Below are 25254 nucleotides of genomic sequence, written 5' to 3'. Positions count from 1 at the left end.
CGGCGGCGTGCGCTGCATCACATCGTGGGGCAACACCGCGGCCATTGTGTCCCACCACGGGACACACCTAATTCGTCCCGTGGTGGGACCGATGACACGGCAGAAGCCGAGGTCTACCCTCAATGATGTCAACCGAATGTCCCACAGGAATGCCACCATGACTGATATCGACAACGGAGACCGCTTCATCGGCCAGCAGATCGCCGCCTACCGGAAACGTCGTGGCATCAGTCAGCAGGTGCTGGCCGACCGCGTCGGCCTCAGCCGTGGCGCCATCGCCAAATACGAAAACGGCGAGCGTCCGTTGGACTCCCGCGCAGCGCTCTACTCCATTGCCACCGCCCTGCAGGTGTCGGTGGCCGATCTGACCGGACATCCCGACGACCGCTACCTGTCACCGACCGCCGCATTCCATGCCGCGGTGCCCGCGATCGAGGTAGCGCTGCTCGCGGCAGGGCATGTCGCCGACGACCGTGAACCGGCCCCAGTCGCCGAATTGGCCAGCGAAGCCGATCGTGCCCTGGACTTGCGCATGGCAGGTGACCTCTCGGCGCTCGGCCAGATGCTGCCGGACCTGCTCACCGACTGCCATCGCCGCACGACAACCGGCACCGAACCCGACCGGCGCACCGCATGGTCGGCACTGTCACGCGCCGCGTTCGCCACCGCACTGGCCTCCAAGGGACTCGGCTACACCTCCCTGGCCTGGAACGCCGCCCACCTCACCGCCGAAGCCGCCGACGAGATCGGCGACCGGGTCGCCGTCGCGGCCAGCGAATTCGTCTACAGCCAAGTGCTGTTGGCGATACCCAACGGAATGCCAGCCGCCTACACACGAGCCAGCGGCACCGCCGACAAACTTCAATCCGAACTCACCACCACCGCCCAAGGTTCACAGATCCTCGGCATGCTGCACCTGCAATCCGCGCTGGTCAGCGCCGCACAAGGGAGAGATGCCGAGGCACACCTGGCCGAAGCCCGTGACCTGGCCACCCGCACCGGCAACGACACCGACGCATTCCGGCTGGCCTTCGGCCCCGCCAACGTCGACATCTGGGCCATGAGCATCGCGCTGGAGGAAGGGTGCGGCGGCGCGGCGATCGAACTGGCCGCCAATGTCGACCCGACCACCATCCGAACCCAGGAACGGCTGGCCCGCTTCTACATCGAATGCGCCCGCGGATACGCGATGGACAACCGATACGACGAGGCAATCGCCGCACTGCTGCGCGCCGAAACCGTTGCACCCCAATATGTCCGATCACGCACGGTGGTACGCGAACTGACCGGTTACATGCTGCGCCGGGCCCGCCGCACCCTCACCTCCGGCCAACTCGGACAACTCGCCCAACGAGTTGGCGCCCTGGCCGAACCAACCAACGCCAGGACAGCGCATCTCGCCTGACCGACTTACCCCGGGGCTGCCCTCACTGACTCCCCCGGTCCGCTCCGCACCCTGTCTCCCGAAAGCTCGTCATGATCATCGGAAGTAGTCAGCGTGGTCTGAGCTGTGCTGATGACATGTCCCACGCACCTGGAGGACACCGAGATCGCGGGGTACCTGTCGCGTCGCCCGGCTTTCGATCAACCGGCACGCTAACGGATTGCTATCCCGACGGGCTGCGGTGTTGTCAACGGCCGGGATGCGGTCCGCTTGTTCATGAATTCTGCTCGCTTGGCTGCGAATCCGAGGCTGTCGTTGAAGAGGTTGTCGGCCATTCTGCTCAGCTCCGAATAGGTGTAGGCCTCCAGCGGCCGACAGGCAAGATCGCGGTCGAGCTGCGCGTTCTTGCGACGAATGGCTGGCTCCCACCGGCTGGTGTTGGTGAATTCCTGGGCCGATTCGGCCAACCAGGTGTCGAACCCGATATCGGGGCCGACCTGGTCGACGAGGCCGATGTCCAGCGCTTCACTGGTGTCGATTGGGGCGCATTCGCGCAGGAGCCGTTGCGCGGTCTCGGCACCGACGCGTCTGGTCAAGGTCAGGGACTGGAGTTCGGAGCCCTCCAGGCCCATGGTGCGGTAGTGCACGTCGAGGACCGCGCGATTGATCACGGCGACGATATCGGCGGCCTGCGCCATGACCGGTCCACCGGCACCGGCCGAGCCGGTCATCGCCGCAATCGTCACGGTGTTGCGGCTGAGCAGGATCTCTTCGCAGACCGCGTTGATGGCCAATATGTTCCGCCATGCTTCGCGGGCGGGATCGCGGGCGAGTTCGATGGCGCCCAGGTGCAGCCCGTTGCTGAACGTGGTGCCGACTTCGCCGCGGATTACGAGAACTCGGGTGTTCCGGCGGCCCGCGGCACGGATCGCACGTGCGAGTCGCCTACACAAATCCGTCGTCATCGCACCGTTGTAAGCACGAAAAGTCAACTCTCCCAGCAGGTTATCGGCGGATACCCGGTAGGTGATGTCGCGGAAGGTTGTCACGTCCGGATTGGTGGCGGGTAGGGAGCCGATAGGGAATCCGGCACGGCCGAGGGCGGTGGTGGCGGGTGCTTTGCAGGACCAGCGGTCACCCAAGTCGGCGCGCAGATGACCGATCCAGATGCTGTGGTGGTCCCCGCAAGCTATCTCTATCGCGTGGTGGCGGCGTCCGATCACACTGCCTGCGGGCGCGTTCACCACGGTGCGGCCGGGGTGGGCGTCGTGGAGGTAGACGGAATGACCGGCGATCTGCGAGCGCACTCCCGGGGATCCGTCGCCGGCTCGGATTCGTCGCAGGATCAGTTCGGGGTCGTCGGCCCAGTCGAACGCCCTGTCGGTTTGGCGCATCAGTGGGCGGGTTCGTGCGTGCGGGACCGGCCGACACAGCTGGTCCTGGTCGACGGGCTCGAAGGTGGGGTCGGCGGCCTTGTCGGCGATTTCCAGGATGATCTGGACGGCTGCGTCGGCGACGACCGAGTTGTAGATGTCGGATTTGCGGCGGTCCGCCGGGAGCCGGAAGGTTCGGGTGGCCCAGATCGGTCCGGCGTCCATCTGCTCGGTGGCGGTGAGCCCGATGACGCCCCACTGTATTTCCTGGTCGTGGATCGCCCAGTCGAGGCTGCTCGGGCCGCGGTCGCCGACGGGGCCGGGGTGAATGACCACGACGTTGGGCCACCATCGCCGATACACCGACGCTGGGATCGCGGCGGTGAGGAACGGGCAGATCACGATATCGAAATCGGCTGCGGCGACGGCGTTTTCGATATCGGCGGAGTCGGTGACCACCGCTGTGCGCACGCGGTGGCCGCGACGTTGCAGCGCCAGGCGCGCCCGGCGGGTCAGTCCGTTGTCGGCGCTGCACAGCAGCAGGATGCGCTGAACCACCTCAGTCCTTCCGATACAGCAAATTCGGGCGTCGATGCCGAATTCCCCATCACGGTTGTCGATTCGGCGAGCACCGCCGTCGGTGCCAGCTCGTCACGGCGACCGGCCGATGCGGGTGCCGTCGCCCAGGAGATTCGCGGGCCGCGGACGGCGATGACCAGCATGGTGAGCACGGCAGTCGCCAAGGCGCCGGCGATGATGGCGGCGATGAGGTCGTGGCTCACGATCACTCACCGGCCTGCGCGACGGGCAGATTCGGCACGGTGATCTCGTGGCGTCGTGGGCTGAACGAGGCGACGGCGGCCTCGACGACGGCGGCGGCGCGGCCGGGATCCGACAGCGGCAGGGAATGCCCGGCGGTGGCGACGTGGTCGATGATCGCATCGGGCATCCGGGCGGCCAGCTGGTGGGTTTGGGCGGGTGGGATCACTCGGTCGAACTCGGCGGTCACCAAGCGCACCGGCACGCCGGTCAGCTCACGCAGGAGTGGGTACCCGACCTGGAAAGTGGTGACGGCGGTGCAGATATCCGCGGTCACTCGCGGATCCACCGGATGCATACTCGGAATCAATTGTGCGCGACCGGGTTTGGCGTGGGCAGCCATGGAGCGTAGCCGGGCGGCCAAGTAGGCGTGCCCGGCGGCGTTGACGGCGTCGAGGGGGCCGCGGCGGCGCATCCACCGCAGTCCGGCCGCCGCGGGCCGCAAGCTCCGCAGGGCGGGCCACAGGGGTTCTTCTCCGGCGGCGGCGAACAGCACGATCTCGCTGACGCGACACAGTTGCGACCGATGGCGTTTGGCATGTTCGAGCACCGTGTAGCAGCCGATCGAGTGCGCCACCAGTACTACCGGGCCGGGCAGGGTGTCGATCACGGTCGCCAGGTCGTCGGCCAGTACGGCGAAGTCGGTGTCGTTGTGGCGCGCCGGCCATTCGGAGGCTCCGTGTCCGCGGGCGTCGTAGGCGATCTGGGAGGCGTGTGAGCTGATCCGCGGCGTCGCGACCTCGATGACCGGCTGCCAGAAACTCTGGTCGGCCAGGAGACCGTGCAGGTAGACGACGGTGACTGCTGGGGTGGGGCTGGGGATCTCGGTGGCGTCCAGGCGCAGCCCGTCGCCGGTGTGGACGGTCAGGGGCTGGGGCCGGATTTCGGTGCTGGTCACCGGATTCTCCTCACCAGGATCCATGCGCCGTTGCCCGGCACATGGGTGATATTGCGGACGGCGTGCTGTGCGGGCTCGACGCCGGTAGGTAGCGACAGGGTGTAGCGGGTCAGCACCGCATGGAGCACGAGCTGGCCTTCCAGCAGCGCGAATTGTGCGCCGGGGCAGCGGCGTACTCCGCCGCCGAAGGCGTACCAGGCGGTGCTGGGCACGCTGCCGTCGAGGAAACGCTCGGGCCGGAAGGCCAGCGGGTCGTCGAATAGGTCCGGATCTCGGTGGGTGATCAGGGAGCTCGTGGTCACATACACCCCGGCCGGGATCAGCCAGTCCCCGAACTGCATGTCGGTGGTCAATCGCCGATAAGTACCGCCGATCACCGTGTGCACGCGCATGGATTCGCGCAGCAGGGCGTCGATGTACCGGTCGTCACCGTCGAGCACCGCCCGCCGTGCCCGATCCTGGACAAGCGGGTGAGCGGCCAGCTCGTACAAGGTCCAGGCCAGCGCCGAGGCGGTGGTTTCGTGGCCGGCCAGCAGCAGGGTGATGAGCTGGTCGCGGACCTCGGTATCGGTCAGCGGCTCGTCGTCTCCGGTGCCGACGGCTAGCATCCGCGACAGCACGTCCCGGCGTTGCGCCAGCTGCGGATCGCGGCGGCGCTGGGTGATCTCGGCGTAGAGCAGGCCGTTGATCCGTGCCTCGGTGTGCCGGTAGCGCGCCCAGGGCCCGATACCGCGCAACCGCGGCCAGTTCAAACCCGCCAGTACGAGTGGATGGATCGTCACGACTTGTTCCAGGAGTGGGGCCAGCTCGTGGCGACGGTGCGAGTCGGTGACGCCGAAGACGACTCCCAGGATCATTTCCAGCGCCATCGCGTTCATCCGGGCCAGGGTCTGGACCGGATCGTCCTGGTCGGCCCAGGTTTCGAGCTCGGATTCGGCGATCTCGGTGATGGCGGCGCGATAGCCGCGCAGCGCGGCGCCGGTGAATGCCGGGAGCAGCAGCCTGCGCAGCCGCGCGTGCTCGGCTTCGTCGGCCACCATCACGCTCGACGGGCCCATCAGGCCCGCGATCAGGTGGTTGCCCTCGCCGCCGTGTACCTCGGTGGCTGCGGCGCCGAACACCTGCCGGACGTGCTCGGGGTTGGACAGCACGACCAGCCGGTCGGCGTAGGGTTTCACCCGGATCATGAACACGTCGCCGTGCTGGTCTCGGAGTTTGTGCAACCATCCCGCGCGCCGTCGCGCGTACAGCCAGGATTGGAGCACGGCCGGCAGCCGCGGCCCCGGTGGGCACCGAGTGGCAGGGGACGTGACGATGTCGCTGGTCATCGGCGCAACCTTTCGTTCAACTCCGGTGCCGGTTCGGAGGGGAATGCGTCATCCCAGCCGATGTAGTGCTGCCAGGCAGCGAGGTAGTCGCTCGACAGAATCGGGGCCGGGAGATATGGGATGTCGAACGCAGCCACCAGCTCGGGAATGTGGTCGACGAGGGCACGGCGGCGGCGGGTCAGTTCGTCGTCGACCTCGGTGGCCGTGGCCGGGGTCATCTGACCGTTAGCGGTGTACCAGCGGGCTCGAGCCTCGATACGTTCGAGCGCGTACACCGCGGCGAGATCTGTGAGCAGCGCGCGAGCGGCGGGGTCGGTGCTGCGGTGCGCCGCGGTGGTGAGGGCGTCGACGGCCAGCCGCTCGGCGGTGGCGGTGGCCATCTCGACGGCGCCGGAGTCCGGGCCGAGAGCGCCGATGCCGTCGAAGCGGTTCTCTTTGGCCGCAAGCGCTAGTGCGCTCTCGCGGTTGGACAGCAGTTGGCTCCACCACGGCACCTCGGCCGGGGTGTCGCGCACGCGCAGCCGGGAGATATCCAGGGCCGGGTGGGCGCTGCCCAGAGCAACCTGACGAGGTAACCGTCCTGCGGCGACCTGCAGCACTTCGGTCTCTCCCTCGGCGGTGAGCGCTCCTTCGAGGTTGCCGATCCAGTCGACGAGGTAGTTGGTGCGTAGCGCCCCTTGCGCGGCGGCGCGGTGTCGGCAGGTCATGAGCACGGAGTGGGCTGTGGTGGTCAGCAGCGGTTTGGTCAGCATCGCCCAGACACCGATGCGGCCCGGGTCATCGTCGTCGGCCAGCCGGTCTCGGACCTCGGCGCCGAGCGCGCTCATCGCGTAGATGTTGGCCAGGCCGGAGACCAGGGCACGCTGTACCGCGTCCCGCTCGGCCATGAGTATGCCGCCGGCGGGTAGACGCTGGCGCGCGTAGTTACTCAGAGCCGCCAGTCCGGCGCGGGCGCTGGCGACCGAGGCGTTGGCCAGATCGACCCGTCCTGACTGCAGCGCGCCGATGGCGCGGTGGAATCGTTGGCGTTTCCCGAGTTCGCAGTCGAGGTTTCCATCCGTGTCGATCTGTGCCCACTCCCCTCCCAACAAAGCGTCACGTGACACCACGGTGTTGTCGAAGCGGATAGCGGCGTGATCCATTGGCGCCCATGCCTTGTCGGGCAGAGCGGCGATGTGGACCCCGGCGGCCAGCCCGTTCTCGTCGCGAAGCCGGAACAAGAACGGCAGCACTCCCTCGTCCTGGCCGTGGATCATGGTCCGGGCTGTCACGACGACCGTTCGCGGTCCGGTCGCGACGTTGGGCATGAACTTCGCGGCCGCCGCCGATGGTGTCGAGAGCCGGAAGCAGCCGATCGCGTCATCCCATTCGGCGAGAGTCTGCTGATCGGGCCCGTTGGTGCCACCAAGCTCGGTCAGCAGCAGGGCACCCAGTGCCGCTCCGGTATCGAGCTCGGCCAACAGTTCCTGCTGGTAGTCCGAACCGTTGCCCAGACGCAGGATCGCGCCGATAGCGAGATCGAAGTGTCCGGTCAATACCGGCAGCAGCCGCGGTGCGGCGATCGCCGCCCAATCACACAGCGCGCCGCGCAACTGGGTGTCGGCGGCGATCTCACAGGCCGAGCCGCCCAGTTCGACGATGATCCGGCGCAGCAGCGCCAAGCTCTTGTCGGCTTCCTGCGCGTAGGTCAGCCCGGACTGCGGGATATCCCCCAGGCCGACCACGGCGTCGCGCACGAGCAGGCTCACCGCATGCTCGTCACCAAAGATGGTGTGCCGTAACGAATCCGCCACCGAGCCGCTCGGCAGGAAAGCTCGGCCCGCGGGCGGTGGTTCACCGTCGGCGCCGGAAAGCAAAATGATCGGTTCGGCCTCGACCAGCGCGGCGTGGCTGGTCGACTCGGCGGTTCGGCTGCGCCCCACGGGATTCCCCTCGCTGTTGTCGGCTGCTGATGAGCACCGATCTAACGGTCCGACGCCCAGCGATCTCAATTAGCTATCGGCGCCATCGCGCTCCTCGCCCGGCCAGCCGAGTACGAACACCGGTAGCGAATTGCCGTGTACAACAACGGTTTTCCACTCCACCGCCGACGGCGGCGACCTGTCATCCCAGCAAACATCGATTGTGTCCCACGTCACAGCATCGGCGTCGAGGCGCGGCTACCAGCACAGTCAGGGGACAGCGAATGAACGGCGCCGGCCCCGGAGGTTTCACCGCGGCCTGGACGGGGCCGCAGAGATTGTGCGCCCAGGGAACTGCGTTAATGGCATGTCCCCGACGTGAAAAGCTCCGGCAGCCGGGCTATCTCGGCATGGGATGGGTTGGTCCTCTACGGATTCGGCCGAGCCGTGGAGCAACTTGCGGTCGATCGAGTTCGGGCGGATCCGAGCGAGGAGGCAACACCTGTGGAGAGCCCGGCTGTAGCGCAACGGATTACGTATCGCACGAGGATAGATCGCACCACTTGATCGAGATACTGCGGGACGACTCGGACACTACTGCAGGTAGCCGAGGTGCGCGCCCTGTCTCTCGGTCCGAAACGGGCGATGCCGCCGGGATTAGGGGGGTATCCCGGCGGCACCATTCGAAGGACGTGGCCCGAATACCGGGCCACGTAGCGGGCTTTCAGTAAAAGGGGGGATTTACTGGCCCATTGCTGATCGTACGCACCGCGGCGGCACGGCGGAATTAGCGATTCGCCCAGGTCGATGCGCCGACGCGCTGGCCTGGTTCGGCGGCGACGCCACTCACTCGGATCAGGCGGGTGGGTTGTTCTGGGTGATGGCGATCGCGGTGTCTCGGACCTCGGCGATCTCCTCGAGGGTGATCTCGTCGACCATTCGCCCGAAGTAGTCGGCGATCGAGTCCGGTGTCAGCCCGGCCTCGACGCGCTGTTTGATCTCCTCGATCCACTCCGTGGGGAGACTCATCTCCTATTGCCTTTCCTGCCTGGGCGCTCCGCGAGGGACCTGCCATTTGTGCTGGTCACTGGGTTGTATCACGCGGCCACAGCGAAGGTGGTCTCTTCTTCTTCGGCGACCAGGTCCTCGGCGACGAGGTAGACCGTCGGCTTGCCGCCGATGCCGTTCTTATCGATACGGACGCACCGCAGATGTGTGCCCGGCGGAACTATCACTTCGTCCTCGCCGCTGAACTGGGAGATCGATTTGACTGGTAGCCCGTCGCGGGTCCGGATGACCAGCATGTAAGGCGGGTGCGTGCAGAAGTTCAGCGCAGTCTGCTTGCGAGTGCTGCAAGATGTGACCTTGCCGATCTCTACCCGGGAGCCGGGCTTGAACGCGGCCTCCAGGTACTCCTCCGGAGTCCCCTTCCAGCCGCTGGGCACCCGCGAGCCGCGCATCAACGTCATCGGCTTCATGTTCGTGTTGTGCGCACGGAACTTGTCGAAGCCCGATTGCAGCTGCGCCACCACCGATTTGGTGTACGGGCTCGGATTCGTGTCACGGCCGGTAATGGCGGCATTGATCGCCATATACGAACCGCCGGTATAGGTGGTGAACGCGCTGCGCTCTTTGCCCGACAGCACCTTCCCGACGAATTCGGCGTTGTCCTTGGTCAGCGCGGCGATGTTGGAGGTCTTGACCTCACCGGTGTTGTCGGTGAATCCCCATGCCTTCAGATCACCGCCGCGTTTTGCGATGATCGCGTAGTCGTCAGCGGTTTCGGCGCCCCAGGCACGGATTCCGCTGCGGGTCAAGCTTGCGTGTTTCTCAGCGCCGATGCTGTCCGGTGGGATCTTGTGGTCGAAGTGCGGGATCACTCCGCCGCCGCGGGTGGGAGTGCCGAGGGATTTGCGGCGAGCCGCGGCGTAGGCGGCGTCGGCTTGGGCTTTCGTGGCGCCGGAAGCCAGGGCCGCAGCGCGGGCCTTCTCCCCCGCCTCGTGGGCGGCCTTTTCCCGCATCGCCTTCTTGTGGCGTTTGGTCCCGTCATAGATGTCGGCGCGGACTACGCCTCCACCGACGGAATCGGCCAGTTTCGTTGCGGCGCCGGTCATTCCGTCGTCGATGATCTTCTGCTGCGCTGCCGGGGAGTTCGCGGTGCCATTGGCGGCTTTGGTCGCGACCTGCAGCATGAGGTCGGCCTTGATCTCGTAGGCCTGGCGCTGCATATCGGTGGCGTCGGCGGGCAACTCCCCCAGCCCGGTCATGATCGGGATCCGGTTGGCCCTGTCCAGAGCCTGAGACTTTCCGCCAGCGGTAGTGATCGGATGGTAGGCGTCGCCCTTGCGTTGCAGGACAACGAAATCCCCGCTGCCGCGCCGATAGATCGCGGTGCCGCCGTCGAGCTTTCGGCCCTCGACGATGACGGTCCCGTTGCCGGTCTCCATCGGGATCTTGGCGTGTTCGTAGATCTTCGTATCGCGAGAAGTCTTCGAGATGGCCGGCGTGCCACCGGCTCCCAGCGCGTCCGTGGCCTGTTCGGCGTAACCGCGGTTAACCGAGCGAGTAATCGCCTCGATGTCGTCTTCGGTCAGGCTGGCGTAGTAGGCGTCGCGCTCCTCGGCGGCCATATCGGCGGCCAGCCCGAACTTCGCAGCGGCGACATCATCACGAGCACGCTCAACCTGCTGCAGCGCCGCCGCGTGCCCCTGCTTGGCCGCTTCCAGATTCGCTTGCCGGGCAACAACTTCCGCGTCCTTGCCCGCATCCGGGTCAGCCTTCGCTTTCGACTTCGCCTTCGTCAGCTGGTATTTGGCGCTGTTGACGCGCTTCACCGCGGCCGCCGCATCGGCCTCCGCTGCGGCGAGGTTGTCTTCGGCGTTGTTCAGCGCGACCTGTGCGGGACTGAGTTTCGGGGCCGCCAGCTTCTCCCGCTCGGCCAGCGCTTGAGCAATGAGCAACTTTGCCGAGGGCGGGTTGGCATGAGTGCTCGGCATCGGAGTATTGCCCAGGATCTTCGGATCGATCCCGAGGCCCGACATCAGCTCGGCCAGCAGACTTGGCGGCGCAGCCTGCACCGCCGCTGCTGTTTCGACAAGGCCCTGCTCCTTGAGGAAGGCGACCACCTTCGATCGAGCCAGCCGGTTCAAACGCCGATTGCCATTGGCTTTCATCGCGGCCCCGACACTGCCGCACTTCGGGCAGCGCCGGCCACCTTGAGCTGTCGATCGGCACATGCGCGGAGGCTATGGAAAGACGGCACGTCCCCGGGATAGCCCCGGGCTAAGTCGCCCCTTAAGCACCGACGGGCGGATTACGCAGGCGGGCGATCCGCCTTGTCAACCGACGTTATTGAGACGCGCTAGCGCCCGAAATATCTCCATTGTGATGTGTGTCACTATTAATGTAATTATCGCTACGAACCGGTTGTCGCCTTGTGTCGAACCTTGTCCGTCTCTGTCGGAACAATGGCTATGACGCCTGCGCTGACAAATGAGAATGATGCGCCATCGATGGCCCACGCCGACCCGATCGAATACTGGTTGGTTTCACAAAATGGCGATGGTGAGAGGCGGGCTGTAGCAAGTTCGCAGCCCTTGCCAGGATCTCCTCAACGTCGGCTTCATTGACGTTCGCCGTCTGGGCGATCTCCTCCGACTTCTGCCCGGCTTCGGCGGCCAGAAGGACATCCTCGACGAAGTCGACCACCCGTGCGAGCTCATGGGGATTTGTATACAGCGGATCGTCGGACGGGACGGCTTCCTCGACTACACGCTCTGCAATGCAGTGAAAGTCGATCTCTATGGGCTCCTCCCCCGCCGCATCCTGTGGATCCGCGGCCACCGCATAGCTTGTTGAGTAGAGGGTCGCTGCGGTTCCTGTCGTTCCTAGCCGGTCCGTATAGGCGATATTGCGCTGCCCCTGGTCTGCTTCAGCAGAGACCCTCGCGTCCGCGTACTCAAGAATCTCCGCGTAGCGGCTGGAAATCCACGCGTGCAACCACATACCTGTGCCGATCATGACTGGCGCGATACTGAACTGCCCTGCCTTGCCCCAATCACCCGCAGCCACGTGAGGTCCGGCGTTCAACCCGATTGTTGTGGCCATCAGCGCAATCTCAAAGAAGACGATCTTCGTGCGATCGATAGTTAAGCCCCACATCGTCGCGGTAGTCGAGACGAGCATCAGTGCTACAACGAAGCCGCTTACGACCAGTTCAGCACCGAACGAGAGCCACCACAGCGGGTCACGCCAGGTCGCTGTAGGCATCAGGTTGTGCTGTACGTTCACCGCGGACCACAGCAGTGCGAGGCACACTAGTCCCACCAGGAAGAGTGAGGTCTTTTCGGCCCTTTCGACGGTTACGGAACGCCGGTAGTCGTCACTGGTGACGAGCTGCCGAGTCCGCCTGATCTTGCGGCGTTGATGCTCGGCGCGGTCGGCCTGGTTCTGCTCACGCAGCTCAGCGAGTTCGCTCGCCAGTTTGGTGCGCCTATGCATGGCCCGAAGCTTGCGCGCTACCCGCAGCTCAGCCTTTTGCTCTCGTTTAGAGAGCAGGTCGAGTACGGCGGGATGCGACTGCAGCGGACCTAGGGCGGCTGCGAGCTCGACCTGCTCCTTTGCAGAAATGACTGTCGGGTGCTTCTGCACTTCTGCAGCGACAGATGCATCAACGGAAGCACCGTCGCTATGGATCGAATCATTCATTGTCATCTGTTCCTGACACGAGTTCCGGGCGAGTGATGCATGGTGCATCACTCGACGATTCGCCCGCGTTCGAGCGGGAGTGGATCTGGCTGAAGTGCGTGTCCGTCGTGGTACGTGATCTCGATCTCGCGCAGCAGACCAGCGAAGGCTTCGTCTGTGAAGGTACGCATCGAGTAGGTCGGCTTTCCATGGCTGCGCATCAGGCGAACGGCCGTTTTCGCTCGGCCGTGCAACGTCTTGTCAACGTTGACCGTCGGATCTCGATCGGCGGTCATCAGACGGCGGCCTTGCGCGTCGGTAATCCGCTCCGCGGGACGAATACGCCGCGTTTCTGCAGATGAGCCAGTGCGACTGCGTAGTCGTCCATGATGTCGCGGGTCTCTGAAGGCTTGAACAGCACCAACGGCGTCCGAGCGGAGTAGGCGTGATCGACTTGCACAGTTCGACGGATCGGTGGAGTGACTCCACCGATCAGTGCGTCGGCGTACTCAGCTTCAAGATCTGTCAGCATCTCCCGGTACCCACCGCCGATCCGGAACTGATACCGATCCGGCTCATCCTCCTTGGCGACTCGGCCTCCCTGGGCCGGAATGATGGTCGGAACGACAGCGACCAGTTCGAGCTGGCGGTTGTAGGTCTCGCGCCAGTCCGCCAGTGACTCGATCAGGTCAGGGATTCCTTCGATCTCTTTACCCGCTGGTTTGGCGCACGTGATCACACCCCAAGCACCCGGGCGATCGTCGTCATCGAACGCACTCGTTGCCAGCGCACCGGCGATCAGCAGTGGGCTTTCGGTGCCGCCACAGTCGATGAGGGTGATGTCGGGCTGCGCTTCCGGTCGCTGGTCAGCATCTACCACAAGCGCCTTGCGTAGACGATTCACTTTGGCGCCGCTCAACTCGGAAATCAGCGGAGTAAGAGCTTTTCGGTAAGTCGGCACAACAGTCAGGTTCGGGATCGGCTCGTACACAATCTCATTGGTATCGGCGTCAACGCCGATGTACCGCTGCGCAAAGACCTCGACTTCTCCAATAGACGCCTTCTCTCGCACCACATCGCCCACCGTCAAACCTTGGTAGTAGGGGTAGCCGTAGACGGTCGACGTGTTGGCCTGAGCATCGAAGTCGATCAATCGCACCTTTAGGCCTTGCTGGGCCAATAACCACGCGAAAGCGCCTAGGCTTGCCGACTTTCCCGTCGATCCGGCCATGCTCATGAATGCATAGACACTCATGCTCTGATCCTCACGTTGGAGCCGTCGGGGTGGGTGATGCATCGTGCATCACCCACCCCGACGAGCAGGTTGATACAAGCGCCTTCGGCCACGGATTGAAGGTGGCGAAACGATCGCGACTTGTAGGGTTCGGTTGCAGTGTCGTATGGGGTGATGCACTGTGCATCACCTACTTGGAGTGTGAGCATAGGGGCCACGTCAGCCCGCCTTTCGAACGGCACGCAAACGTTCGGCTTCCCAGGCAGTGGGGGTGAAGTCTTCAACTTCTGCCAGCAGCCCGAGAAACTCGGCGTCACCGTTGTCCCACTCGTGAGCCTTGTCCGACACACGGAGTTCAGCAGCGGCAAGCGCAACCGCCCAGATGGCTCGCTGGAAGACCTTCGCGTCAGGCTCGGAAATAACCGACTGCTGCCACGTCTCGACTGTGTCTGCAGCGACCAGATCTGCGCTGCGCAGCCATGCGTGGGCCATAGCCCATGCCTTGGAGTTGTCGGCGGCGCTGATTCGATGTCGGTACTGAGCGAACAGCAAGCCGCTCAATTTCTCGCGCCCCGCTCCCCTGGCGGCCAGCTGCGCAACGGCTGCACGTCGGGCTTTCTGGGCCACGGCGCGGGTTTTGGCATCTACTTTCTCTGCGGCCACACCTGGCTTAGGCTTAGGCTTCGGGTCCGGCGAAGACGGTACATCGTTCGTTGTTGGAGTTTGTTCGGTGGCATAGAACGCCAGTGTCCCCGTATCCGGATCGATGGCAGCGACGACTTCACCCAGGTTCGAATCTTCGTCCGGACCCGCGATCCTGTACTCGTCGTACTGCTCTCCGAATCGGGAAACCGGGTCTTCAACCAGCTCGATACCCAAGGCAATTGCTTGCGCTCGCGCCTTTCGCTCGGCGATTACACGCGCGACAGCCCGTGCCGCCGTCATGCCATCCGCAATCAACGCCACGACGGCGCGCTGTTCGTCGGCCCGCTGCTCTGTGTCCTGGTCCCGGTCGATCGGGCTCTTGTCCTTCTCTTGCCAACGGCGTACAGGGCCGAACGGCAGGTCGCTTGCGATCTTCGCCGCCTCCGTCACGCCGAGCTTGTTCGTGCGCACGGCTTGCTGGGCTTCCAGAATCAGCAGGTTGATCGAAAGAATTCGCGATACCTTGCTCTGACTCACGCCCACCCGGGTGGCGATCCCTCGTTGGCCCAGGTCGTACTTCTCGCTGTAAAGAGCGAACTGGTGGGCGAGGTCGACAGGGTCCGGGTCGTCACGGCCCCAGTTCTCCCAAGTCATCAGATCGAGATCGAGTCCATCCTCCACAACGCTGTCATCGATGATCAGCGGCATGGTCGGTTGCCCGGCCTCTATGGCAGCAGCGCGCCGTCGATGTCCGTAGATCAAGACATGAGTAACGTTGTCAGGAATCGTGTCATCCAGCTCAGGATGCGCCTTGACGAAGGCTTCGCGAGTGACCGCCAAGCCCGGCATCTTCACGCCGTTCTCGCGGACAGATTCGAGCAGGTCATCCCATTTCGAGTTTCCTGGCTGCGGTTCCGACCTTCGTGGATTGTTCCACGGGTGTGGTGCCAGTCCGGCAACTTCGACATCAGGCAGCACCATGAGCCCGGCCTCGACAGCGAGGTTGGTGACGTTGGCGATCACGCTGCTAAGTCCGCCACCACGTTTGTCGGAACCTTGCGTCTCGCCGGGGGAGTCGGCACCGGCGTTGTCACTCCCTGCCACTACCTGACGGACACGATCCAGCGCGGTACCGCCGGGCCTTCCTTGGAACCGATTCACTGTCGTTCGGGTGGGCTTGACGATTCGTCGCTCCGTCTTATCCATTTCACTGCCCTTCTAATACATGTATGACAGGTAATTAGCACCGTACATGGCGATCGGCGCCAACGCGGAATTCTCGCCTGCGACACACGAGGAGATCGAGTCAACTTGCGGTCCGCCAGGTGATGCACCGTGCATCACCTGGCGGAAGGAGTGATGCACGGTGCATCACCGACTTGGGTCACCAGTGATGCACCGTGCATCACTTCGGCGAACCAGGAGCGGACTCGCCGGGACTGTTGTTGACGGAACACCTTGCCTGCCGCAATGGCTGCACAGTGGACGAATGAAGCGATCCATATGCTAGGGGCCGAGTCGGTTGCGGCGGAAGACCTCAGCGGCGAGTCTTGCCAGTTTCATAAGAGATTCGACTAGGAACCACAGCAGCCAACTCAAGAAACTGGATGGCAGGGGAGCCGTCCGTCACTCTACGAGATCAGGCGTATCCAGAGGCACCAAGTACCAAGCCGCGGTGAGAGATTAGCCCTCCCTCGAAAACACAAGACCATGCACGACCGAGACAACTGACTCGCTGAAGGATCAGAGCCGTGGCGCAGCTAGCCGTCACCGGCAGCACCGACGCTTTCGGAAGGCGTCGTCTGACAGTTCCAACGCCACGGTGCCAGCCAACGCTCGCTGTCCGACTCACTGGAGGATCGACGTGGCCGATTCATCTTCGTTGCGGAGCACGGACAACACCAGGATGCTGGCCCCGGCCCCATAGAGAACCGAGGAGATACCAGCCAGGTGGGACAGGGTTTCGCCACGTCCATCGATGAGGAGTTCGAGCGAGAACCATATTCCCCAGGATTGTCCTGCGATGGGTGCAAGGATCCAGGACACGGGGTGTGGCCATCGGCCCAGCCGAGCCATCAGATAGCCCAGACCGGAGACTCCGAAGATCGCACCAATCACAGAGAGCATCGTTGCCGCGGCGAAGTCGAGTGTCGCGAACCAGATCGCAGTGACAGCCGCACCGCCGGTGGTGAGGTAGAGAGCAGAGCCGATCGAGGCAAATCTCGGTGGGGGAGCAGGTCTGATCATGACGGGGTCACCTGTCTACGCGGGCTTTGAGGGGCACGGCGAGCTCGAAGGCGTAGTTCGTCGCGGCCGGCATCGCCGGTAGAAAGTGCTGGCGGCACCCAACGGGTGTCGCGACGGCAGTGTTTGCAGTCGGTAACCAGGTCCATCGTGCGGCCGGATCGTGCGCCGGGACATTTCATACCGCGCGTCCGATTTGCAGGTTCAGCCAGTCGCCGAGCCATTGGATGGCGTTGCGACCGGAGTTGTCTACGACGAGGGATCCGTAGTTGGTGTGCGCGCCGGAGGTGAAGAAGCTTGCGGCACTGAGGCCGTCGCCGATCAGGGTGGCCAGGTCGTTGGCTCCCGAGGAGTTGGCCATCTGGGCGAGGGAGCCGGTGAGCCCGTTGAGGTCGAGGTTCTGGGCTTGGCGGGTGATGGTGCTGGCGGCGGTGTTGGCCTGTTTGCCCAGCAGCTGCGGCGAGGTCTTCTGGGCTTTGCCGGTGAGCATGTTGACCGCTACCGAGGCCAGGTCCAAGCCGACGGGTAGCAATCCGGTCAGCGCGGCACCGGCGCCGGCCAGATCCGGTGCTTGTCCCGGTGGTGGGACGAGCTTCTCGATCGCTGACCAGGCGACTTCCTGGATCTGGCCGACGATGTTGGCCAGCTTGATGACGTCGACATTGGACAGGATCGATACGATCAGTGCCGCGATCTGGGTGTAGCCCTGGGGGTCGGGGATGATCGACAGGATCGAGGAGATCCATCGAAGATCCACGGCGGCAACCAATTTCACCAAGGGTTGGAATTGGTTGTTGAGGTCACCGGCGACTTTGTGCGCGCCTTGGGCGTCCATCGCGGCGACCTTCTGGGGCAGCAGCGCGAGGTTGTTGAGGATTCCCGGGAGGTCGAGTGCGGTGACGTTGGTGACGACGTTGAGGGCCTGGTTGAGCAGCACGTTGGGCTTGAGCACCGACAGGATGCCGGTAGCCGAGCCGAGGGTGTCGGTCGGGGCCGAGGTCAACGGGGCGACCTGGCTGGTCAGGGTGTTGGCCGCGGTAGTGAGTGTGGTGGCGTCGGGGGAGTTCGCGGGGACGGTTCGCACGCCGTTGTTGATCAGTTTGTTGGCGGTGTCGGTGATGGTGCCGATGGCTGATACGGCGCTGGGTAGATCGGATTGGCCTGCCTTGGTAAGGATTTGGCTGGCGTTGTTCTCGGGTGTTCCGGTGGGTGCGGCTGCTAGTTGGGAGGTCGCCGGGGCGTTGGCGGCGCCGGTGGTGATCAGGTCGGCGAGCGGGCTGATGGTGTTGAGCAGTTTGGTTGCAGTACCGACGATCTTCGACAGGTCGATGGCACCGCCGGGCGCGGTGAGGCTCGAGGTCAGCTCACCGACGGCGCTGGCCATGCCTGGCAGGTCGGCCTTGGAGAAATCGCTGGTGAGCGCAGTTGCCAGGGGAGTGTTGCCGCCGACCTGTTCTTTGTCTTTGTCTTTGTCGGAGGTGCCGCTGGGTGTCTTGCTCAGAATCGAGCCCAGGGTGCCCAGTAGTGGGTTGTTGCCTTTCTGGATCGAGCAGTAGAGGTCTTTCGGGTCGCAGATCGACGCGACGCGGCCCGAGAGCTTGCCCATTCCCTGAGGCCGAGGGTCGGCGATGCCGTTGCCGTCGGTTCTGGGGCCGACGACGGCTTCGCCTTTGGTGCCCGAGCCGGGGTCTGCGAGTAGTCCGACGGCCAGGACGCTGTCGGCGGGAACCGGGCCGCGGTCGTTGCCGATCTCGGAGGCAAGATCGCCCGCGGCGTCGGCGCCCTGGGAGTAGCCGGTGATGGTGTAGCGGGCGCTGGGGCATCGGGTGTTGTTGTCGCGCAGCGCAGTTCGTGCGTTGTCCAGTGCTGTCTGTTTGGAATCGGCGTAGGTGTGGCCGTTGTCGAAGGCACGCGCCATATAGGGCGTGAAGTAGATATCGGCGCGAGGTCCGTTCTCGCGCTGGATCGCTTCGGCCACTGGCCGGAGCATGCCGATGGGTTGGGTGGGGTCGGCGCCCGGGTTGGTCTCCCAGGTGCCGGGGATGAACAGGTTGAACGTGGCCGCGCAACCGGCGGGTGCGGCCTGTACGACGGCCGGCGCCGCCACAGCTGACGACGCGACGGCGATGCCGGTGGCCACCAGAGTGGTTGCCAGGGAACGCCTGGTCGAATGAATTGACATCTGTACCTCACTGCCGAGCTCCGGGCGGGAGGCTCACCGGCGAGCAAATAGCGACGTGCCGCTGCGGTTCGTTCGTGGCGAGCCGGGCTCAGTGTCAGAAAACAGCAGGTAGCAACTCAAATAGCTCTGTGGATAACCGCGAGGCGACAAGCCGCTGACGACGACCGCGTCCAGATTCTGGGCTGCGCGGCCTGGATCATCACCCGGATTGTCGGCAACTCACTGAATGCCGTGCTGAGCTGCATAGATGGCAGGTCCCTGTGACTACACCGCAGCACGAAAGACTCCGATCCTGTGGCCGTGGAACGGATCGGGGCGAGTCCGTACCCGAACGATCAGTCCCTGGCGTTTGGCGACGGCCAGCACACTTGCGACATCTTGAGGAGCGAACGTCATTGGGAAGTCCAGAGAATCGAACTCTCGCCTGGATTCGATCAACAGTGTCAGCCGAGCATGCACGGGGGAGTCACCGCCGCGGATTCCGGCTCGTTCGCGACGTTTGGCCAGCGCTTGCTCGCTGATGCCCATCAATCGCGCGATCCGGCTGTCCGACATCGCGAACGATCGAAAGAATTCGTAGTCTTCGACGAAGTCCTGGTGTTCTGTCACTAGGCGACCTCGCTGGCGACAGAACCCAGTGCACGGATCCGATCCGGTCGAAACCCCGCCCACCGTTGCTCACCGGCTACCACCACAGGGACCTGCAGATACCCCAAGCCCAGCACCAACTCTCGTGCTGCTGGAACCTCGGTGATGTCGATGACCTCGTATTCGAGGCCGGTCCTGTCAAGCGCGGTGCAGGTGGCGTTGCACTGGACGCATCCGGGTTTGCTGTAGACGGTGATCAACGGTGAATTCCCTTCTTGCGGTTGAGATCCTGGGTGATCTGTGCACGGATCTGCGCGATGAACTCGGGGCTGGACGCGTCGGCCCGGCGCCGAGCGAACTCGGCGGCCTGCTCCTGCGCCCGCCGGGCGGCGGCCGCCGCCGCGGCGGCGGCCTGCTCGGAAGGGGATGGTCCGGACCAGTCGATGCGAGCGAGGCGAGTGGTGAGGAACCGTTTCGGGTTGGTGAGCTGGCTCGGCCAGCTCCAGCCGGACTCCCGGGCGTACCTGTTGAGCAGCTTGTCGATGTCTTCACCGCTGTAGCGGGCGGTGTCGATGCCTACGCCGACGATGGCGTCCGCGACGACACCGATGTGCTGCTTGAGCTGTCCGTATCGCCACCGCAAACGGCTCTCCAGCACGGCGGCGGCTTTTTGCAAGTGCAGCGCTCGTGGTCCTTCGCCTGCAGTTTTGTGATCGATTGCTCGACCAGCGCGATTTTTCGCGCGTGTTGGTGAGAACTTCCTAACGCAAGATGAACTACTAACCCCCCTAGAGGGGGGTAGCTCGCCACCGACGCTGACCTGGGGGTTTCGGCAGATGGCTGTGACGACTCGGGAGCGCGGTCCGATCGATGCCGACCGGCGGTGCGGGACCACGGCGAGGACCGCGTGGCGCGGGCTGGTGAGGTACCACACCGAGGCGGCATAGATCTGCTTGCCGTGGTGGTGGGCCGTGGCCGCCATGCGTTCGATCGGTGACAACCGACGGCCCCGCCGGACCTCGACCGCCATCCCGAGATCGAGCAGAAGGCGCTTCACCCGCGAGACCACCCGCTCGCTAACTTTTGCCCGACGCGCGATCGCGAAGTTCGACGCTGTCATGCCGCGCCCGTCGACGCGGTTCGCGAACGTCGACATCGCTTCCGCGACATCGAGCACCTTCTCCCGTGCGACATCCTGGGCGGCCCGCAGTCTGTCGCCGCGTTCGGTGCGGAGAAGAACCTGGATCTGGATGCGCCAGCTCTCGGGGCTTGTCCACACCGGGATGCGTCCCGACACGCCTTCCGGAACCGGAATCGACCACGATCCACCGCGCTGATCGGCATTGAGACGCTCGATCTGCTCGACGTTCTCAGCCGCGCGAGCGAAATCCTCTTTCCATTTCGCCGCGAGTTCATCACTAATTGCAGTGTCTGAAAAAGAGCATGCGTTACCCTGGTAGCTGCCCATGCTGGCAACAAACCTTTCTGAGATAGCAACAACCGCGGGACCGACCTGGTCATCGGTTCCGGCAAGCATTCGAGGGTGGTCGCCCTCAGCACCGAATCCCTTTTGCCGAAGGGGTTCCGTGCTGCTCACATGGTGTTGCGGAGCAATATGGGGGTTAGGGAATCAGCGCATCAGCGCGGTGACAGCACCTCCTCTCGCGGGAGGGTGCGACAAGATCGACACGCGGGGGATCAGCGAAGGCCGATCACGCGCCCGCGAGATGGTCAGCGTCAGGCGGGAGCGTCGAATCCGGTGCCTGGCGGAGCAGATATCCGTGCACGGAAACACGACAAGCGGTGCGAAGTCGCACACAGCTAGTTGGTTCCGGCTCAGATGCTTTACACTGGGCAAGGTCATATAGACACCAGGGCGTTTGGTAGAACCACGAGGTTCCTCCGATCGTTTGGATGAGAAGTCAATATGGCGCGAGACCCCCGACCGCCCGCCAAAGCTGAGGGGGTTTTCGTGCGTCTGGGGCCCTACATGGTCCCGGTCCTCTGTTCCAGCTGTTCCTCGGTGGGCAGCATCCCGGCCGCTTCCAGCGCCAGTTCGACGCCCTGATCCAGCATCGCGTAGTGCAGCAGCGTCATCATTCGACGTGTGATCGTGGTGCGCCCGGTTCGTACCGGCCCCAGAACTTTGCGCGCGACCTCGGGGGTCAGATTGGCGTAGACGTGCTCCATGACGCCGGTGTAGGTGGCTGTGATCGGCCGGTGATGGCGTGGCGCCACCGTCAATCCGATCTGGACCAGTGCTTCGACTCGGTCGGTGTGCCTGGTGAACTCGGGTCCCCAGCTGTCGATGGCATCCGCAAACGACTTCGGGGCAGCGAACCCTACCCGCCGCCCGTTCTTCCGCGGTCGGCCTTGTTGCCGTGGCGCAGCATCGTCCTTCATAAACGAAGATCGTTCCTCGAGACCTCGAGAAATGTGTATCGACACGCCGTACGTTTTGACGAAAAACGACGCGCGGGACGTCAATTCGCCGCTCGGGCGGCGTGTCGCTCGTCGACTCCGAGCGAGCCGCCGCTGCCGGCACACGAGAACGTGTCCTGGCGTCGTCGAGGGCGTGACGGAATCGCCGCATCGAAGGCTGCTGTGGGTCAGGCACTTTCGGTCCCTTCCGCGAGGCGCGGCCGGTGGAGGGAGTTCAAGGCGCATCCTTGCGACGCGGGGCATGCGGGTACCCACGCGAGTTCGTGGATCAGCGCGCAGAGCTCGCCGTTGGCGCTGCGGGCCGGGCGCGCGGCCCGGATCTGCTCGTCGAGCAGGTTGCGGGCGATCAGGGCGACCTCCCGAATCTCTTGCAGGGAGGCGGTTTCGGGGTCGGTGGCGACTCGGTCGGCGATATCGCGCAGCACCTCGGCGCCGAACGGTGAGGGCTTCACGGCAGGGCCTTGGCGTTGCCGGGGCAGGGGATGTATCCGGTGGTGCGCGGCCGGGTCGCCGAGGTGTAGGCCGGTCGTGTGGCCCATGATCGGGAGGGGCGGGCGGGAACGAGGGTCAGCGGGCCGTAGGTGTCGACCAGGTCGACGGCATCCATGACCGCGGGGGTGCAGTGTCCGTCGATCAGGCGGGCACGCACCGTGTCCTCGACCGGCACCAGCGCCCACGTGCGTCCGTCCCGGTCGGTGGCGATGAGTTCGTCCATGGTCAGGCCACCCTGCCCGGCACGTGTGCGCGCCCGCGGCCGCGCACACGTGCGACGGTGCCGCAGCGCCGCTGCTCGTATCCGGCCAGGTCGTCGGGGGCGACGATCTCGCCGTTGGAGTTGAACACGTGCCCGGCGACGATCAGCAGCCGCGGGTTGTCCCCGCGTTCTTGGGCGGCGGCGAGCTGGCTGCGGCAGGACCGCAGCAGCGGGCAGGCGTGGCAGCCGTCGACGGCGCGCTGCCAGTCGTGGCGTCCGTGACCGTCGACCTGCCACAGGGTGCTGCCCGCACAGATCGCGCGCCCGGCTTCGGCCCGGGTGGGCAGCCAGCCGCGGCTGGCCAGTTCGCGGCGCACGGCGCGCAGGGTCGGGCATTCGAGACGGCCGCCGAGGTAAGGGACAGCGCAGCGGCGGCACCGGTGCCGTCCCGGCTCGACGGGCCGGTGGTCCTTGGCGAGGCGGTAGAGGACATCGGCAGTGGTCTTGGTCAGTGAAAGCTGGTGTCGTTCAGGATGTTCGGCAAGCCAGCCCAGGGCCCGCGCGACCGGCGGGCAATTGGGGCGTTCGCGGTCGTAGACGAAATCGCATGTCCGGCACCGGTGTCCGGTGTCGTCGGCGAAGTGGTCGACCAGGACGCGGCGCGCGCTGGCATGGGTCATCCGGTTGGCGCAGCGCGTTGCCATGCGCGGACGCCCTCGCGGGGCGTCAACGAAGGTGTTCATGGTGGGCCCCCTTTCGCAGGGAAGTTCAGGTGGCGCACTGGGTGCGCCGTAATCGGTTGCCGGGGATGAGGTTTGGCCGGGGGCGGCCCGTCGAGGCCGCCCCCGGCGGTCTGCTACCGGACCAGCGACTGCGCCGCGGCCAGCACGCCGTTGGCCGCATCGGTGAGCGGGCCGAACTGGCCGGCGGCGAAAGGCTGCTGCTCAGCGATGACGTCGACGGCCGCAGTGGCGGCCGCGGCCGTCGACGGATCGGATTTCGCGGCGGTCAGTACCTCGCGCGCGAACTGGGTACCGGCGGGCCCGAACTGCTGGGTCGCACCGTTTGCCTGATCCCCGTCCCGGGCTTCGGCCGTGACGGCGGAGTCGAGCGCCGGTTGTTCGCCCTGCTGCTTCTGGAGCCATTCGGCCGCGTTCTGCCCGGGCACGACGAAGCTGTCGGGAGCCTTGCGGATCTGGTCGTGTAACGGATCATGCTGCGGCAGAGGGCTTTCCGGCGAGGTCGTGCCTTCGGGTGGCGGGGTGAAATCGGATCCGTCACCGGCGGTGGCCACCGCGCCGAGCGTGCCGCCGATTCCGCCGCCGATTCCGGCACCGATCGCGGCCGCGGGAAGGCCGAGCAGTGCAGCACCGGCCGCGGCGCCGATCGCCGCGCCCGCGGCGGTCCCCGCGACACCAGAGGTGACCGTGCCGATGATCGGCACCGGGATCAGGGTGCCCGCGGCCGCGCCGGCGATCCCGCCGATGGTGCCGCCGATCAACGCCCCGCCGACTGCTCCGACAGCGGCCGAGGGCACGCCCAGAACTGTGGCCCCGACGGCGGCTCCAGCGCCGGTGCCGAACACGATGCCGGTGCCCATCCGGGTCGAACGGCTCGGATCGAACCCGACGGAGTTGAGGAAGGTGTCGACATCGCGCTGTTTCTCGGAGGCGAGGGCGTTGATCTTCCAGGCGGCATCGGCGGGAAACCATTGCGGGCGAACGATTTTGGCGTCGCCGATGCCGAGGAACTCCGGTGCGACCGGGACGAGCAGCTTGGGCGGCTCGACGGGTTCGGGCGCGTGCAGACTCGACAAATCCTCGTCGAGGCTTGACGGCGGGGCCGGGGTTGTCTTCGGACCATTCCCGTTGGGTTTCGGCCGGGTACCGCCGGTGCGTGAGGGCGGCTGGCGGTATTCGGTGAGCTCGTGAGTCGCCGGTTCGGGCAGCGCGTTACCCAACGGCGACTGCTCGGTCGGCCGCGGTGGCAGGGCGATCTGGGGTGGGGGAGCGGGCGCGGTCGTGGTGCCGGGCTGCTGGCCGGTGGACGGGCCCGGCTGGGCCGGATCCGAACCGGTGACCCCGGGCTGGGTCTGGGTCGGCGCGGCCACCGCGGTGGCGTTGGCGCCGAAACTCAGCAGCACGACGGTCGCCGACAGGGTCACCGCCGCCAGGGTGCCCGGGCGGGTTGCGGTGGCGCGGCGATGCCGCCGCGGCGCGCGGGCCGCGTGCGGGCACACCATCGGCGTGCTCGGCTGTGTTGATCTGCTCATTGCTGAAATTCCTTCTGCGGGTTGACGATCAGCCCAATGGCTGCACCGGTGTCGAGGTCGATCAACGACGCTCCGGCGTGCAGGGTGTGGGCGTAGAGGGATGCGACGACCGGCACCGCGACCCCGACCAGCTCGGCGCGCAGCCGATCGGCTGCGGCCAACGCGGCCGGGGTACGGGTGGAGGCGACGACGACGATGTAGGCCGCGTCGATGCCTTCGCGGCCTGCGAAGGCGAGGGTCGTCGAGTGATCGGAGATCGCGATGCCCGTGCAGAGCACCGACCAGGTGCCGCCTGCCGAGGTGAGCACCAACAGTGCTTCGGAAGGCGGCTGGCCGAGAACGTCAGGGAGAACAGCAACAACAGCGCTAACCGACTCCGCGCGGCGTCGGCACGAGCGGCCGAACAATGCGCGTGACCGGGGAAAACCGTGGCGCGCACGAGTCGCGCACCACCACTCCCGGCGACAAGGGGGTAGGTGAACCACTACTGTTGACAACTGCAGATGCCCTTCTGCACGTGCTCCGGGAGCGGCTGCAACCGCGATTCCTGGAGTGAGTTCGCTG

General features: G+C 65.3%; 23 protein-coding genes. 1 reads left to right on the top strand and 22 read right to left on the bottom strand.

The window, feature by feature from the left end:
• Nucleotides 1-157 precede the first annotated feature (157 nt).
• Nucleotides 158-1405 (top strand): helix-turn-helix domain-containing protein, encoded by a 1248-nt coding sequence (locus tag LGY53_RS35115; RefSeq protein ID WP_225731002.1) that lies wholly within the window; start codon nucleotides 158-160, stop codon nucleotides 1403-1405.
• Nucleotides 1406-1596: 191 nt separating this feature from the next.
• Here the strand turns inward: LGY53_RS35115 and LGY53_RS35110 are convergent, their stop codons facing one another.
• From LGY53_RS35110 to LGY53_RS35005, 22 genes are all read right to left on the bottom strand, one after another.
• Nucleotides 1597-3315 (bottom strand): enoyl-CoA hydratase-related protein, encoded by a 1719-nt coding sequence (locus tag LGY53_RS35110; RefSeq protein WP_225731001.1) that lies wholly within the window; start codon nucleotides 3313-3315, stop codon nucleotides 1597-1599.
• Nucleotides 3270-3539, bottom strand: a complete 270-nt coding sequence (locus tag LGY53_RS35105; protein ID WP_225731000.1) for a hypothetical protein — start codon at nucleotides 3537-3539, stop codon at nucleotides 3270-3272. Before LGY53_RS35105 ends, LGY53_RS35110 begins: the two co-directional genes overlap by 46 nt.
• Before the next feature lie 2 nt (nucleotides 3540-3541).
• The gene (locus LGY53_RS35100) at nucleotides 3542-4474 is read right to left on the bottom strand and encodes an alpha/beta fold hydrolase (RefSeq protein WP_225730999.1); all 933 of its coding nucleotides are present in this window, start codon (nucleotides 4472-4474) and stop codon (nucleotides 3542-3544) included.
• Nucleotides 4471-5802, bottom strand: coding sequence for a cytochrome P450 (locus LGY53_RS35095; protein ID WP_225730998.1), 1332 nt, complete (start codon nucleotides 5800-5802; stop codon nucleotides 4471-4473). Before LGY53_RS35095 ends, LGY53_RS35100 begins: the two co-directional genes overlap by 4 nt.
• Entirely contained in the window at nucleotides 5799-7724 is a 1926-nt protein-coding gene (locus LGY53_RS44280; RefSeq protein ID WP_225730997.1) for an acyl-CoA dehydrogenase family protein, read from the bottom strand. Before LGY53_RS44280 ends, LGY53_RS35095 begins: the two co-directional genes overlap by 4 nt.
• Before the next feature lie 834 nt (nucleotides 7725-8558).
• Nucleotides 8559-8732 (bottom strand): hypothetical protein, encoded by a 174-nt coding sequence (locus tag LGY53_RS35085; protein WP_225730996.1) that lies wholly within the window; start codon nucleotides 8730-8732, stop codon nucleotides 8559-8561.
• Between the two features lie 68 nt (nucleotides 8733-8800).
• Nucleotides 8801-10876, bottom strand: coding sequence for an ADP-ribosyltransferase domain-containing protein (locus LGY53_RS35080; protein ID WP_225730995.1), 2076 nt, complete (start codon nucleotides 10874-10876; stop codon nucleotides 8801-8803).
• A 298-nt stretch (nucleotides 10877-11174) separates the two neighbouring features.
• Nucleotides 11175-12410: a hypothetical protein gene (locus tag LGY53_RS35075; RefSeq protein ID WP_225730994.1), complete on the bottom strand. Its 1236-nt coding sequence runs from the start codon at nucleotides 12408-12410 to the stop codon at nucleotides 11175-11177.
• Nucleotides 12411-12457: 47 nt separating this feature from the next.
• Nucleotides 12458-12685, bottom strand: coding sequence for a hypothetical protein (locus LGY53_RS35070; protein WP_225730993.1), 228 nt, complete (start codon nucleotides 12683-12685; stop codon nucleotides 12458-12460).
• Nucleotides 12685-13644 carry a ParA family protein gene (locus tag LGY53_RS35065; protein WP_225730992.1) on the bottom strand — a complete coding sequence of 320 codons (960 nt, stop codon included), beginning with the start codon at nucleotides 13642-13644 and terminating at the stop codon, nucleotides 12685-12687. Before LGY53_RS35065 ends, LGY53_RS35070 begins: the two co-directional genes overlap by 1 nt.
• A 198-nt stretch (nucleotides 13645-13842) precedes the next feature.
• Nucleotides 13843-15474, bottom strand: a complete 1632-nt coding sequence (locus LGY53_RS35060; RefSeq protein ID WP_225730991.1) for a hypothetical protein — start codon at nucleotides 15472-15474, stop codon at nucleotides 13843-13845.
• A 642-nt stretch (nucleotides 15475-16116) separates the two neighbouring features.
• Nucleotides 16117-16515, bottom strand: coding sequence for a hypothetical protein (locus tag LGY53_RS35055; protein ID WP_225730990.1), 399 nt, complete (start codon nucleotides 16513-16515; stop codon nucleotides 16117-16119).
• 175 nt (nucleotides 16516-16690) lie between these two features.
• Nucleotides 16691-18694, bottom strand: coding sequence for a cutinase family protein (locus tag LGY53_RS35050; protein ID WP_225730989.1), 2004 nt, complete (start codon nucleotides 18692-18694; stop codon nucleotides 16691-16693).
• Between the two features lie 264 nt (nucleotides 18695-18958).
• A complete protein-coding gene (locus tag LGY53_RS35045) occupies nucleotides 18959-19303 on the bottom strand; it encodes a hypothetical protein (RefSeq protein WP_225730988.1) in 345 nt (114 codons plus the stop codon).
• Complete coding sequence (gene nrdH / locus LGY53_RS35040) at nucleotides 19303-19542, bottom strand: glutaredoxin-like protein NrdH (protein WP_225730987.1); 240 nt, start codon at nucleotides 19540-19542, stop codon at nucleotides 19303-19305. The genes LGY53_RS35045 and nrdH overlap by 1 nt, the downstream gene beginning before the upstream one ends.
• Nucleotides 19539-20750 (bottom strand): hypothetical protein, encoded by a 1212-nt coding sequence (locus LGY53_RS35035; RefSeq protein WP_225730986.1) that lies wholly within the window; start codon nucleotides 20748-20750, stop codon nucleotides 19539-19541. Before LGY53_RS35035 ends, nrdH begins: the two co-directional genes overlap by 4 nt.
• Nucleotides 20751-21268: 518 nt before the next feature.
• Complete coding sequence (locus tag LGY53_RS35030) at nucleotides 21269-21520, bottom strand: hypothetical protein (protein ID WP_225730985.1); 252 nt, start codon at nucleotides 21518-21520, stop codon at nucleotides 21269-21271.
• Nucleotides 21521-21891: 371 nt separating this feature from the next.
• Complete coding sequence (locus tag LGY53_RS35025) at nucleotides 21892-22176, bottom strand: hypothetical protein (RefSeq protein WP_225730984.1); 285 nt, start codon at nucleotides 22174-22176, stop codon at nucleotides 21892-21894.
• Complete coding sequence (locus LGY53_RS35020) at nucleotides 22173-22439, bottom strand: hypothetical protein (protein WP_225730983.1); 267 nt, start codon at nucleotides 22437-22439, stop codon at nucleotides 22173-22175. Before LGY53_RS35020 ends, LGY53_RS35025 begins: the two co-directional genes overlap by 4 nt.
• Nucleotides 22440-22441: 2 nt before the next feature.
• The gene (locus tag LGY53_RS35015) at nucleotides 22442-23122 is read right to left on the bottom strand and encodes a hypothetical protein (RefSeq protein ID WP_225730982.1); all 681 of its coding nucleotides are present in this window, start codon (nucleotides 23120-23122) and stop codon (nucleotides 22442-22444) included.
• Between the two features lie 152 nt (nucleotides 23123-23274).
• Nucleotides 23275-24690 (bottom strand): hypothetical protein, encoded by a 1416-nt coding sequence (locus LGY53_RS35010; protein ID WP_225730981.1) that lies wholly within the window; start codon nucleotides 24688-24690, stop codon nucleotides 23275-23277.
• The gene (locus LGY53_RS35005; protein WP_225730980.1) at nucleotides 24687-25001 is read right to left on the bottom strand and encodes a hypothetical protein; all 315 of its coding nucleotides are present in this window, start codon (nucleotides 24999-25001) and stop codon (nucleotides 24687-24689) included. The genes LGY53_RS35010 and LGY53_RS35005 overlap by 4 nt, the downstream gene beginning before the upstream one ends.
• Nucleotides 25002-25254 lie beyond the last annotated feature (253 nt).

The organism is Nocardia sp. JCM 34519.1, assembly GCF_020361265.1.
Lineage (GTDB): Bacteria > Actinomycetota > Actinomycetes > Mycobacteriales > Mycobacteriaceae > Nocardia > Nocardia arthritidis_A.
This window is presented reverse-complemented; position numbering and strand designations above follow the sequence as displayed.

Excerpts from the sequence above, each read along its gene's own strand:
- LGY53_RS35115 (WP_225731002.1), top strand. The coding sequence starts at position 158 with ATGACTGATATCGACAACGGAGACCGCTTCATCGGCCAGCAGATCGCC.
- LGY53_RS35095 (WP_225730998.1), bottom strand. The coding sequence starts at position 5,802 with ATGACCAGCGACATCGTCACGTCCCCTGCCACTCGGTGCCCACCGGGG.
- LGY53_RS35085 (WP_225730996.1), bottom strand. The coding sequence starts at position 8,732 with ATGAGTCTCCCCACGGAGTGGATCGAGGAGATCAAACAGCGCGTCGAG.
- LGY53_RS35080 (WP_225730995.1), bottom strand. The coding sequence starts at position 10,876 with ATGAAAGCCAATGGCAATCGGCGTTTGAACCGGCTGGCTCGATCGAAG.
- LGY53_RS35075 (WP_225730994.1), bottom strand. The coding sequence starts at position 12,410 with ATGAATGATTCGATCCATAGCGACGGTGCTTCCGTTGATGCATCTGTC.
- LGY53_RS35070 (WP_225730993.1), bottom strand. The coding sequence starts at position 12,685 with ATGACCGCCGATCGAGATCCGACGGTCAACGTTGACAAGACGTTGCAC.
- LGY53_RS35065 (WP_225730992.1), bottom strand. The coding sequence starts at position 13,644 with ATGAGTGTCTATGCATTCATGAGCATGGCCGGATCGACGGGAAAGTCG.
- LGY53_RS35060 (WP_225730991.1), bottom strand. The coding sequence starts at position 15,474 with ATGGATAAGACGGAGCGACGAATCGTCAAGCCCACCCGAACGACAGTG.
- LGY53_RS35055 (WP_225730990.1), bottom strand. The coding sequence starts at position 16,515 with ATGATCAGACCTGCTCCCCCACCGAGATTTGCCTCGATCGGCTCTGCT.
- LGY53_RS35050 (WP_225730989.1), bottom strand. The coding sequence starts at position 18,694 with ATGTCAATTCATTCGACCAGGCGTTCCCTGGCAACCACTCTGGTGGCC.
- LGY53_RS35035 (WP_225730986.1), bottom strand. The coding sequence starts at position 20,750 with ATGGGCAGCTACCAGGGTAACGCATGCTCTTTTTCAGACACTGCAATT.
- LGY53_RS35020 (WP_225730983.1), bottom strand. The coding sequence starts at position 22,439 with ATGGACGAACTCATCGCCACCGACCGGGACGGACGCACGTGGGCGCTG.
- LGY53_RS35015 (WP_225730982.1), bottom strand. The coding sequence starts at position 23,122 with ATGGCAACGCGCTGCGCCAACCGGATGACCCATGCCAGCGCGCGCCGC.
- LGY53_RS35010 (WP_225730981.1), bottom strand. The coding sequence starts at position 24,690 with ATGAGCAGATCAACACAGCCGAGCACGCCGATGGTGTGCCCGCACGCG.